This window comes from Lacinutrix algicola (genome assembly GCF_001418085.1).
GTDB lineage: Bacteria > Bacteroidota > Bacteroidia > Flavobacteriales > Flavobacteriaceae > Lacinutrix > Lacinutrix algicola.
Window position 1 is genome coordinate 153047 of record NZ_LIQH01000039.1, and the last position, 12185, is coordinate 165231.

13 protein-coding genes are annotated in these 12185 nt (G+C 30.7%); 3 read left to right on the forward strand and 10 right to left on the reverse strand.

Annotated features, from left to right (window positions below):
• Nucleotides 1-10 precede the first annotated feature (10 nt).
• The 3 genes from ASC41_RS11655 to ASC41_RS11665 form a co-directional block, all read right to left on the reverse strand.
• Nucleotides 11-439 carry a DUF4268 domain-containing protein gene (locus ASC41_RS11655; protein WP_055437074.1) on the reverse strand — a complete coding sequence of 143 codons (429 nt, stop codon included), beginning with the start codon at nucleotides 437-439 and terminating at the stop codon, nucleotides 11-13.
• A 193-nt stretch (nucleotides 440-632) separates the two neighbouring features.
• Entirely contained in the window at nucleotides 633-1307 is a 675-nt protein-coding gene (locus ASC41_RS11660) for a ZIP family metal transporter (protein ID WP_055436824.1), read from the reverse strand.
• A 3-nt stretch (nucleotides 1308-1310) separates the two neighbouring features.
• Complete coding sequence (locus ASC41_RS11665; RefSeq protein ID WP_055436825.1) at nucleotides 1311-2042, reverse strand: class I SAM-dependent methyltransferase; 732 nt, start codon at nucleotides 2040-2042, stop codon at nucleotides 1311-1313.
• 91 nt (nucleotides 2043-2133) lie between these two features.
• Between ASC41_RS11665 and ASC41_RS11670 the strand changes: the two genes are divergently transcribed.
• Together ASC41_RS11670 and ASC41_RS11675 are read left to right on the forward strand one after the other, a co-directional pair.
• Nucleotides 2134-3294, forward strand: coding sequence for a THUMP domain-containing class I SAM-dependent RNA methyltransferase (locus ASC41_RS11670; RefSeq protein ID WP_055436826.1), 1161 nt, complete (start codon nucleotides 2134-2136; stop codon nucleotides 3292-3294).
• 8 nt (nucleotides 3295-3302) lie between these two features.
• Entirely contained in the window at nucleotides 3303-3770 is a 468-nt protein-coding gene (locus ASC41_RS11675) for a hypothetical protein (protein ID WP_055436827.1), read from the forward strand.
• Nucleotides 3771-3806: 36 nt separating this feature from the next.
• Here the strand turns inward: ASC41_RS11675 and ASC41_RS11680 are convergent, their stop codons facing one another.
• The 4 genes from ASC41_RS11680 to ASC41_RS11695 form a co-directional block, all read right to left on the reverse strand.
• Nucleotides 3807-4562 carry a DUF6048 family protein gene (locus ASC41_RS11680; RefSeq protein WP_241489661.1) on the reverse strand — a complete coding sequence of 252 codons (756 nt, stop codon included), beginning with the start codon at nucleotides 4560-4562 and terminating at the stop codon, nucleotides 3807-3809.
• A complete protein-coding gene (locus tag ASC41_RS11685; RefSeq protein ID WP_055436829.1) occupies nucleotides 4534-5082 on the reverse strand; it encodes a DUF6452 family protein in 549 nt (182 codons plus the stop codon). Before ASC41_RS11685 ends, ASC41_RS11680 begins: the two co-directional genes overlap by 29 nt.
• 62 nt (nucleotides 5083-5144) lie before the next feature.
• Nucleotides 5145-6557: a 23S rRNA (uracil(1939)-C(5))-methyltransferase RlmD gene (gene rlmD / locus ASC41_RS11690; protein WP_055436830.1), complete on the reverse strand. Its 1413-nt coding sequence runs from the start codon at nucleotides 6555-6557 to the stop codon at nucleotides 5145-5147.
• A 132-nt stretch (nucleotides 6558-6689) separates the two neighbouring features.
• On the reverse strand, nucleotides 6690-7856 hold the full coding sequence (locus tag ASC41_RS11695) for a mechanosensitive ion channel (protein WP_055436831.1): 1167 nt from the start codon (nucleotides 7854-7856) through the stop codon (nucleotides 6690-6692).
• 309 nt (nucleotides 7857-8165) lie between these two features.
• Here ASC41_RS11695 and rocD point away from each other — a divergent pair, with 309 nt between their 5' ends.
• Complete coding sequence (gene rocD, locus ASC41_RS11700) at nucleotides 8166-9446, forward strand: ornithine--oxo-acid transaminase (RefSeq protein ID WP_055436832.1); 1281 nt, start codon at nucleotides 8166-8168, stop codon at nucleotides 9444-9446.
• Between the two features lie 99 nt (nucleotides 9447-9545).
• Here the strand turns inward: rocD and ASC41_RS11705 are convergent, their stop codons facing one another.
• From ASC41_RS11705 to ASC41_RS11715, 3 genes are all read right to left on the reverse strand, one after another.
• Nucleotides 9546-9890: a CCC motif membrane protein gene (locus tag ASC41_RS11705; protein ID WP_055436833.1), complete on the reverse strand. Its 345-nt coding sequence runs from the start codon at nucleotides 9888-9890 to the stop codon at nucleotides 9546-9548.
• Between the two features lie 14 nt (nucleotides 9891-9904).
• Nucleotides 9905-10192, reverse strand: a complete 288-nt coding sequence (locus ASC41_RS11710) for a DUF2752 domain-containing protein (RefSeq protein ID WP_055436834.1) — start codon at nucleotides 10190-10192, stop codon at nucleotides 9905-9907.
• Nucleotides 10193-10266: 74 nt separating this feature from the next.
• Nucleotides 10267-12099: a T9SS type A sorting domain-containing protein gene (locus ASC41_RS11715; protein WP_055436835.1), complete on the reverse strand. Its 1833-nt coding sequence runs from the start codon at nucleotides 12097-12099 to the stop codon at nucleotides 10267-10269.
• Nucleotides 12100-12185: the final 86 nt, after the last annotated feature.

Consider the following 12185-nt stretch of genomic DNA (forward strand, 5'->3'; position numbering starts at 1 on the left):
TACCAATTATTTAGGCTTTTATAAAATCTTCATACTCATAATAAAAGGCTTCAAAAGCACTCATTTTTTCGTTTAAAAATACCATAACTTCTTGCCAAGTATTTTTATTATGGATGGATACTTTATAACCTAAAGGCACATAAATTCTAGAGATTTCTTTACCATTATCGAGGTAGTATTCTTCTTCAAAAATAGCATCTGGTAAAAAATCTGTAGTTAAAATAGATTTTACTTGTTGTAGTTTTTCCCAATAATTGATACGGTTTTCTAAATCGTCTTCTAGGTCTAAACTAACGTGTGCACTTTTATTATCGAAATAAAATTTAAAGCTAAAACCTTTTATTTTAGTATTGTATAAAATCCATTTTGTTGGAAAAGATTTCCCAAAACTGGTCCAGAATAATTGCTTTATTTGTCTTGATTCTTCTTTGCTAAACACGTTTTCAAGTTTATGATTAAAATTTATTCTGTTGTTACTTCGAGTAAATTGTTGAAGCATGAAACAATTTGTATCGAGAAGGTGGTTTGGTTAATTAGCTTGTTCTCGATACTTAACGTTTTCAGGCTATTTTGTTATTCCTGAGAAAGAAGGAATCTAAATTAAAATAAATTCCTGCTTTCGCAGGAATTTGCTAAATAAAATAAGCAATTATAATTGCGCTAATAATAGTTGCTAACTTAGTGATATTGAATTTGTGATCTTCATTACTTTCAAATAAAATAGTAGTAGAAATATGTAAAAAGATACCTATTACTATTGCTGAAATTTGAATATGATAGTCTTCGAAAAAATTGAAATTAGCAGATAAAAACACGCCTAAAGGTGTCATTAAAGCAAATAATAACAAGAATGCTAAAGATTTAGCTTTAGACATTTTTGAAGCCAAAAAGAACGTCGATAATATAATAGCAACAGGTAATTTATGGATAATGATACCATAAATTAAGTTTGTATGTCCATCTATTGGTAATCCTTCTAATACACTATGTATGCTTAAACTAATAAACAGTAACCAAGGAAAGGTTGTTTCGTTTTTACTAATATGCACATGACCATGTTCGGCACCTTTAGAGAAAAACTCTAGTATGATTTGTAGTAAAATACCAATCATAATAAAGAGTCCTACACTTTTATAATCGCTATTATAGACTTCTGGTAGAAAGTGAAAAACAGTAATAGATAATAAAAATGCACCACTAAAAGCAAGCAGTAATTTCAAATACTTAGCTTTATTAGGTTTAAATGCAAAAACGATAAAGAAGCCTAAAACAACAGATAGTATTGGGAGTATAATATTTACAAGCATAGTTTACTTAAAAATAAGTATTAAACGTTGAGATGTTTTTTTATGGAATTTATTTAATTTATAATCGCCAAAAACGTCAAGTAAATAAACACCAGCCTTTTCAAAAAGTGCTTCAAAATCTGCTAAAGTAAATGCACGAACACGTTCTTGAAACTCGTAATCTTTACCATCAGCAATAAAAGAAATATCTTTAATAATATAACCGTTCTCTACACGTCTTTTTTGCAAAAAGTCGATACCATCTACAGTTTTTGTATCCTCAGGCACTAAGTTATCTATAATAAAATCACTATTTAAAAAGTCTATTACACCAAAACCAGTTTCGTTTAAATTGGCTTTAATTGCTTTTATAGTTTTAAGGTTATCTTCTTCATTTTCGAAGTAACCAAAGCTAGTAAAGAGATTAAATACAGCATCAAACTGTTCGTGATATGGTTTACACATATCGTGAACATTAAAGTGCAACGTATCGTTTTCAAACTGCTTTGCGTGTTTTATACTATTTTCAGATAAATCTACTCCAGTAACATTGTAACCTATTTTATTTAAATAAATAGCATGTCTACCTTTACCACAAGCAAGGTCTAATATTTTTCCGTTTTCAGGAATATTTAAGTATTCTGTAAGATTATACATAAAGTTTTCTCCTTCAGCATAATCTCTGTCTTTATATAAAATATGGTAAAATGGAGTGTTAAACCATGAAGCATACCATGTTGTGTCGTCTTTTATCATAATTATTTCCCATGAAAATGGGAATCTGATTTTAGTTTATTACTAGTTAGCACAAAAATAGAGTATTTTTGTATTCTATTAGACGAAAAGAATGGAAGATAATTTCAATATGGTTGCCAAAACCTTATTTGGTTTTGAAGAAATATTAGCAAAAGAATTAACGCAGCTTGGTGCTATGGGTGTAAAAGAAGGTGTTAGAAATGTTAGTTTTTCTGGAGACAAAGGTTTTATGTATAAAGCCAACTTAGCTTTAAGAACGGCAATAAAAATTTTAAAGCCTATTAAGACATTTCGTATTAACAATGAAAAGGATTTATACGATAATGTGTATAAAATGGATTGGAGTCAGTACATGAAATCTACTGGAACATTAGCCGTTAGTGCTACCGTAAATTCAACTGTTTTTACACACTCTTTATATATAGCACAAAAAACAAAAGATGCGATTGTAGATAAGTTTAGAGATGAAACTGGTGAGCGTCCAAATGTAGATTTACGTTTTCCAGATTTAAAAATAAATGTACATATAGACCGTACGGTTTGTACTATTTCTTTAGATACATCTGGAGAATCGTTACACAAACGTGGTTATAAAACAGCAACTAATATTGCACCAATTAACGAGGTGCTAGCCGCTGGATTAATTATGCTTTCTGGTTGGGATGGACAATCGGATTTTATGGATCCCATGTGTGGTAGTGGAACTGTTTTAGCCGAAGCAGCAATGATAGCTTGTAATATTCCACCAAATTTAATGCGTAAAGAATTTGCTTTCGAACGTTGGAACGATTGGGATGTTGACCTTTTTGAAAAAATTGAAGCTTCTCTATTGAAAAAAACTAGAGATTTCCACCATAGAATTATTGGTTTTGATAAATCACCAAGTGCTGTAGCAAAAGCAACAGACAATATAAAAAATGCACATTTAGACGAGTTTATAACTATTAAACATGAAGATTTCTTTAAAACACAAAGAGGTGGAGAAGGGAAGTTACATATTGTTTTCAATCCGCCTTATGGAGAACGTTTAGATATTGAAATGGAAAGTTTTTACAAGGAGATTGGAGATACTTTAAAGCAAGGGTATCCAAATACAGATGCTTGGTTTATTACTTCTAATTTAGAAGCAATTAAACACGTAGGTTTAAGACCTTCTCGTAAAATTAAATTAATGAATGCGAAACTTGAGTCTCGTTTACTAAAGTATGTAATGTACGCAGGAAGTAAGAAAGGCAAGTATATGGATAATTAGAAACCATAATGGAGAAAACCGATAAAGCATTTAAAGCAGATGCTAAACTATTGCCTCTTAGAAGAAGAGGATTGTTGCCTTGGTGGATTCGTTTTTTTAGTTGGTTTTTTATGATTACCGGTGGACTAGCTGTTTTTGGACTAATAGCTGGTTTTTTTAATATAAGCTTTAGTATTTCGCTTTATGGATTGGAAGAAACAAATCCACATTCGTTAATAGGTTTACTAATAATAATTCTATTTATTTATAAAGGTGTTACAAGTTATGGCCTACTTTTTGAAAAAGATTGGGCCATTATTTGGGCGAAAATAGATGCTGTTTTTGGGATTTTTTTTTGCGTGTTTAGTATGTTTGTATTGCCTTTTCTAATTGAAGAACAAGGTGTTGTAATTAGACTTGAAATAGCACTTTTAATACCCTATTTACTTAAGGTTGATAAAATAAAGACTGCTTGGCATTCTTTTAAAACTGTATAATACCAGAACTTACTAAAAGGTTTTGTGTTAAAGTGTTTATTCCTTTTCTTCTTTTACTTCTTCATTTTTAGCTTCTTTCTTACCTTTTTTAAATAAAGGTATCGAATATGAAATAGTATAACTATAGCCTACACCAAAATTCCCACTATCGTAAGTTTTGTAAAAACCTGGAATGTATAGGCTTTCAAAATTGTCTAAATCTTTATTAGATATTGTGCTCTTTAATTGTGCATTTAATCCAATAAATAAATTGGTTACAATTTCGGCTTTAATACCAATTATTAGCTCTAACCATGTTGAAGATAGTCCACTAAACTCTTGAGGTTCGTTATTTGTAAATTGTGGTTGCCAAAATTGGTTTTGGTTGTAAACAGTATAGCTATTTCTAGTTTGAGAAAAAGAACTAAAACCAACTCTAAAACCACTATAAATCATGTTATTCATGTCCAGCCAGTTAGTGTACATATTATAATCTACACCAGCTTTAATATAGCTACCATTAGCAGTTGAGCTTAAAAAATCTGTAGTTGTTGTTTTTTCTTCATTACCTAATTCGGCCGCAATAAATAGTTTTTTTGTTAATCTAAAATCACCATTAATCTCAAATCCAGAATAATCATCATCTGTAGCTGTACGAATAAGTTTTCCTATATCTGTGCCAACTCTAAGACCATATTTTTGAATGTATTGTATTGAGTCTACAATTTGTGTTTCTTTTTCTTCTTGCGCATTAACAAATAGGCAACAAAACAGTAAAAAACAACTAGTGACGTATTGTATAGTGTATCTCATCTTCATTTATTACAGATTGGTTATCATTTTCTGGTACGGCAAATAGCATCCAGTTATCAGTTATTGGGATTTCTTGTGTGATAATTATTTCTACATTTTCAAAAATAGTTTTATAACCACAAGCTCTAGAAACATATATTTCTGAAGTTTCGTAAGTAATTGTTATTACATCTGGATTACCTGTTTGAAAATCGTCACTCTCATCATCAGGAGTATCATTATCATCAATTTCATAATCTCTATACACACGATACTTAGTCTCATTTGCATTAGTATTTAAAGGTAATAACATTTGATCTTCACTTGTAATACTATGATCTTCATCTAGAGTACGTGTGGCATCATCAAAATCTTCAATACGTAATCCAGGAACGCTTTTTATATTATCTGTCGATGAAATATCTCTAAACTCTACAATAAACCTTGGAGTGGTAGGCGTATCTTCTGGACAAATATCGTCTCGTTCGCAACTAAAAGCAATACAAACTAAGAGTAGAAGTAAGGTTGTTATTTTTTTCATGTTTACTTTCCGCGAAAGCGGTAATCTTATTTTATTATTAACTCTTTTGCAAAATAGAAATCTTAACGTTTTTCTAAAAGTACAATGTTTTCTACATGGTGCGTTTGTGGAAACATATCTACAGCCTGCGTTTTTGTTACTTTGTATACAGCATCCATTAGCTCTAAGTCTCTAGCTTGTGTAGCACTGTTGCAACTTACATAAACTACTTTTTGTGGCGCAACGTTTAATATTTGTTTAACAACGTCTTTATGCATACCATCTCTTGGAGGATCTGTAATAATAACATCTGGTTGGCCATGTGTATTAATAAACGCTTCGTTAAAAACGTTTTTCATATCACCAACATAAAACTCAACGTTATCTATGCCATTAAATTGTGCATTTTCTTTAGCAGCAGTAATTGCATCTGGTACAGATTCTACACCAACAACCTTTTTTGCCTGTTTGGCAACAAATTGCGCTATAGTTCCTGTTCCTGTATATAAATCGTAAACTAATTCGTCACCTTTTAATCCAGCAAATTCACGTGTAAGCTTGTATAATTCGAATGCTTGCGCAGAATTGGTTTGGTAAAAAGATTTAGCATTAATCTTAAATTTTAAGCCTTCCATTTCTTCAAAAATGTGGTCTTGTCCTTTATAGCAAATTACATCTTGATCGTAAATAGTGTCGTTTGCTTTTTCGTTAACAACGTATTGTAATGATGTTATCTGCGGAAAAACTTCAGAGACATGGTTTAATAATAACTCACGTTTTTCTTTATCGTCTTTAAAAAACTGAACCAATACCATTATATCTCCAGTGGAAGATGTACGTAACATTAAAGTACGTAACAATCCAGTTTGGTTTCTAGTATTAAAAAATTCAAGGCCATTTGCTAAAGCAAAATTCTTGATTTCATTTCTAATAGCATTCGAAGGATCTGCTTGTAAATGACATTTTTTTACATCCAATATTTTATCCCACATTCCTGGAATATGAAAACCTAAAGCATTTCTATCGCCTAAATCTTCATCACTTTGTATTTCGTCAAGTGTTAACCAACGGCTATCACTAAAAGAGAACTCCATTTTATTTCTATAGAAGTACTGCTCTGCAGCAGCTTTTATAGGTGTTATTTCTGGTAATTCTATATGTCCAATTCTAATTAAATTATTGGTTACTTCTTTTTGCTTGTAATATAGCTGGTGCTCGTAAGCCATATCTTGCCATTTACAACCACCACAAACACCATAATGCTCGCAAGCAGGCTCTGTTCTTTTATCACTTAAAGTATGAAATACAGTTGCTTTTCCTTCATAATAAGCTTTACGTTTTTTAAATGTTTGCACATCTACAACATCTCCAGGTACTGCATTTGGTAGAAAAATTACTTTTCCATCTGGTGCTTTTGCAACCGATTTTCCTTTTGCAGCAGTATCAAAAACTTCAACTTCTGTAAAAACTTGCTTTCTTTTATTCTTTCTTGCCATAGATGCAAAAATACTAATAGGAATAAATAAAATGTGTGTAAAATGAAGTTTTTTAAAAAACTTAAAAATAAAACTCAAAAAAAAATACTGCTCTAAAGTTTTAGAGCAGTTTTTTTTGGGAAGAAAAAAGGTTTATTTTTTATTGAATTTTTCTAAGATATTAGACATTTGTTTCCCAGCTGCTTCACGACCACCAAGTCCAAAGGATAGTACAATAGTTAACGCTACGGTTCCTAATGTAATACCAAAAGCTAGATTAACTATTTCGTCTGCAATACCCATTGAGCGTAATCCAATAGCTAAGAAAATAGCAATAATTGCAATTTTTACAATTGATGTAACAAATACACTATTACCTTTAGCAATTGTACTAGTTAATAAGTTTGCTAACCACATACCAATAGCAATTATAACAATACCAAATAATACTTTACCACCATAAGATATTACAGTATCTATAATATTAGTAAGTTGAGAAAACTCTAACTTCTCTAAAGCAGTAACTAGACCAAAAAGTACAATAAAAGTGTATGCAATTTTAGAAACAGCATTTGCTATATTGGTATTGCCAAATAAGCTATTTAAATTCATTTTCTCTATTGTGTTATCTAAATTCATTCCGTTTAATAAGTCTTTTAATAAAGACGATATAAACTTAGCAGCTACAACAAAAACTATTAAAATTAAAGCAGCTAAAAGTATTTTAGGAATTGCAGCAAAGAATGTAGTAAGCATTAATGTTGCTGGCTTAGAGATTGTTTCTATATTTAAAATATTTAAAGCCGAAATTAGTAAAGGAATAAATATTAAAATAAAAACAACTTGCTTTAAAATTTTAACAAGATTTAAGTTTTCTGGTAATTTAAATTTAGGAACAAATTTTTGTATTGTATCTCCAGATAATCCTACAAATTCAGAAACTACGTTTGCAAGCATATAACCTATATAAGCAACTAATCCAGCTCCAATAATATTAGGTATAAATCCTAAAAATTTATTAAGCATTATTTTTAATGGCTCTAATACATTAGTCATTCCTAATTTTTCTAATGCTAGCATAAATACAATAATCATTAAAAGAAAATAAATAATTTTACCAATTAAATTAGATAATATTACTTTATCACTTTTAAGTTTACTGTCAATACCAATTTTTGCTATTAGTTTTGTTATTATCTTTTTTACAAATTTCGCAACAAATATGCCAATAATTAGTATTAATAATGCAGCTATTGCATTAGTTAGATTACCTCCTAAAGATGAAGAAAGGCTATTTTGAATGTTGTTTAAAAAGTCCATAATTTAATTATTAGATGATTAGTGTTATTTTTAGATAAAATAAAGGTAGGGTCTATTAAAATAAATCATATTTTTTTAAATTAATTAAGAGGTCTTTGCGATGAAAAGTAAAAAAAATAAGACAACGTGTAAAAAAAAAGAGAATTATCAATATAGATATATTTCTGTTTTTTATTTATTACGAAATAAATAATGATTATTTTGCGAGCCTTAGGGATGATTTCTTTCCCACGCTGAATTTTCGACTCTTCGAAAGGATAAAGGTAGATAAGGAATGGATATTTTATTCATTAATTAAACACATTTAAAATGGCTGTTTTAGAACAATTAACATCGCAAGAAGCGATGGATTTAGAGAACAAGTATGGAGCACATAATTACCATCCGCTTCCGGTAGTATTAAGTAGAGGAGAAGGCGTTTATGTTTGGGACGTAGAAGGAAAAAAGTATTACGACTTTCTTTCGGCTTATTCTGCAGTAAACCAAGGACATTGTCATCCTAGAATTATTGAGGCAATGACAAATCAAGCTAAAACATTAACCTTAACTTCTCGTGCATTTTATAACGATATGTTAGGTAAGTTTGAAAAATACGCTACAGAAACTTTTGGTTTCGATAAGTTATTACCAATGAATACTGGTGCAGAAGCTGTAGAAACAGCTTTAAAACTGTGTAGAAAATGGGCTTACGAAGTAAAAGGAATCGATGAAAATGAAGCTGAAATAATTGTATGTGAAAACAACTTCCACGGAAGAACAACTACAATTATCTCTTTTTCTAACGATCCTGTTGCAAGAAAAAACTTTGGTCCTTATACAAAAGGATTTATAAAAATTGAATACAATAACCTTAAAGCTTTAGAAGAAGCACTTTCTAGTAATAATAATATTGCTGGATTTTTAGTAGAGCCTATTCAAGGTGAAGCTGGTGTTTATGTTCCAACAGAAGGTTATTTAGCGGCGGCTAAAGCATTATGCGAAAAGTATAACGTTTTATTTATTGCAGATGAAGTACAAACAGGAATTGCAAGAACAGGTCGTTTATTAGCAACTTGTGGAAATTGTACCTGTGCAGATAAGCATTGTTCTGGAACACCAGAAGTTAAAGCAGATATCCTTATTTTAGGTAAGGCTTTATCTGGAGGTGCATATCCTGTATCTGCTGTTTTAGCAAATAATGCTATTATGGATGTTATTAAACCAGGAAACCACGGTAGTACATTTGGAGGTAATCCTGTTGCAGCTGCTATTGGTATGGCGGCTTTAGAAGTAATTAAAGACGAAAACCTTGCTGAAAATGCTCAAGTTTTAGGAGAATTATTTAGAGCAGAAATAGCTAAATTTATCGAAACGTCAAACATTGTAAACGGTGTAAGAGGTAAAGGTTTATTAAATGCTATTTTAATTAACGATACAGAAGATAGCGATACCGCTTGGAACATTTGTATGGCTTTAAGAGATAACGGCTTATTAGCAAAACCTACACATGGAAACATTATACGTTTTGCTCCGCCTTTAGTTATGACTAAAGAGCAATTATTAGATTGTGTGTCTATTATTACAAAGACATTAGCGCAATTTGAAAAGTAGAATCACCAATACAGTTAGCTAATAGTTTTAACTAATAGAATAAAAAAAAGCTTATAAAACTTAAATTAATGAGCTTTTTTATTTTAATAATGTTTTCATTTACTCTGCAGTAGGCTGTGCTTCTTGCATTTCTGTTAACATTTCCATATAGTTTTCTCTAAGCTCATCTAATTGACCTGTTGAAATTAAGTAAATGTATGCAGCAGCTGTAATAGCTCCTAAAATTAATCCAATAATTGCAATAATTTTGGCTGTTTTTACTTGTCCGTAATTGCTATAATTCTCTGGGTTTTCAAAGTATTTCTTTTCATCTTTTTTTGCTAAAAATAGAGCAACACCAGATAAAACGATACCTCCAAATCCACTTGTACAGCAGCAACCAATAAAAGATGTTATTCCTAAAATAATACTTATTAATGCGTTTGGTAGTTTTTGTTGTTCCATTTTTTGTTGGTTTTTTAAATTATTTTCTTGACTATAAAACTAATAATAATAATTAAAACGGAAGCTATTGCAAGTCCATTAATAATTTTATTTATATGTTTAAGTTTATAAAAAAAAGAGATTACTATTATAAGTGCTAAAGGAAGAAGCGTGTAAATAGCTGGATACATTTTTAAAGCAGCTATAAATTCTCCATGATATAAAAAAGAAAGACTTCGCTGCAAACCACAGCCCATACACTCAAAACCAAATAGTCTTTTGTTTAAGCAAGGTAACATGTATTGTTCTTGTAATATAATCATGTAGGCAAATGTAAATAATATTCATAAAAAAAGCCGCTATTTAAATAGCAGCTTTTTATTTTTTGAGTTATGTCTTATTTGTTAGCAATAACAACTTTTTTACTTATTACATTATTGTTTTCTAAAGTTACTGTTGCTACATATACACCGTCGCTTAAGTTTCTAGTAGAAAATTCGTGACGTGAAGTATTACTTAAATTCACTTTCTTAAAAATTTGTTTACCATTAATATCTATTAATGATACAGATTTTACTGCTAAAGAATTAGGGTTGGCAACAACTAATTGAGAGATTGTATTGTTTTGAAACACCATAAAATTAGAATCTGTAAACTCATCTGTAGATAATGTATCTGTAGTGCCTGTAAAAGTAATCTCAAAACGATCAGTATAAGTACCTGTATCTAAATTTGTATTGTAATCTAATACTGTTAAATCGTAATAAATGTCTGTTACTTTATCGTGTAGGTAAATTGATTCATCATTAAAATTTTGTATGTCGTAAATTCTTACACGTAAAGGCATATCTGCATCAATAGTAACAACTAAAGGGATTTTTAAATCGATATCATACACATTTGCTTGTGCAATGTATGCCATTGTAGTTTCATCAATAAAATAGGCATCTCTACCATTAGGAGAACTATTGTTAGTTTCTAAACCATAATCGAATCCGGTTGTAGCCGAAGGAACAAAGTTATGTACTAATTGTCTAGTTATTTCATTATTAAAATCAATATTTAGTCTAAAACGTCTTAAATCTTCACTCTGAGGTAGTACTTGAAATCCCTCAGTATTATATTGTATATCATTAAAAGTATTTTCTGTAACGTTAGAAACAGTACTAGAGCTAGAACTAGAACTAGAAGTTCTAAAAAATTCACTTTCTGTACCAGACTCTTTAGAAAATGCACGGTGCGTATTTTTGAAAGTCACAGATTGTGTTCCTGTAATTCCAGGATCACCTTCAATCATAAAACCTTGTCCAATTGGTAAATAACGTTTTACTTTTTTAGATGGGTCACTTACTGTACCCGCTCCAGAAGCAGGAAATCCATCATTGCCAAGTGTTTGAAATGTAGCAGGCACATAAGTCCCTAGAAGAGTACCTGATCCAATATCTGCAACAGTGTAAGTGGCATAACCTCCCACATAAGCAGCAAGATTATGTGAATTTACAGTTGGATCCTGTTCCCAAAACAATAAACTTCCTAACATTTTTGAAGAATTATCTGTATCATGAATAAACGCATATGCATCTAAAGCAGAAGGATAAGGATTTCCTGCTAAAGTAAATTGCGTTGCAATAACATCAACAGTTATATTTCCAGAATTTGGTTTACCTCTAAAATCGTATTGTTGGCTTGTAGAACCTGTAGAACCTTTCATACTAAAACCATAACCAGGTTTTAAAGGTGCTCCCGCTCCTATATAATCCCAATCGCTATATGTAGCACCAGGACTATAACCATAAAGCCAATGCTGAGAAATGGTTAAAGGAGAAGCGGTACCATCATAAGATGTGCCTAATGCTATAGGAAGGCTAGAGATTAGGCCAGTAGCATCGTTTAAAACATCTCCAATTATAAAATCTCTGTTTGTATTATCGTTTACACTAATTTCACCAACAGGCGAAGCCCAATAGTTATAAGCATAATTATTAACGGTTCCTTCTTGATAAACACTAAGTTTACCAACACCAGAATTCCCAGTCGTTCCTGTTCCTTGTAGTAATTGTGCTTCGTCTCTAAGATAAATTCTTGTGGTAGCTTCTTCTAGTTTTACATCGTCTTTAACATAAACAAATGCATCTTTAACAAAAACATAAGCGTTATTTCTAACAGAGAGTTGTGCAAAGGTGTAGCTGCATAAAAAGCATAGGATAAAGGTGTTAAGGTAGGTTTTCATAGTGTTGTTAATTTGGTTACTACTAGGTTTGATGTGGAGCCTAGGCAAATATAAAAAATTATATGTAGTTAACGTGTTGGTTTTCA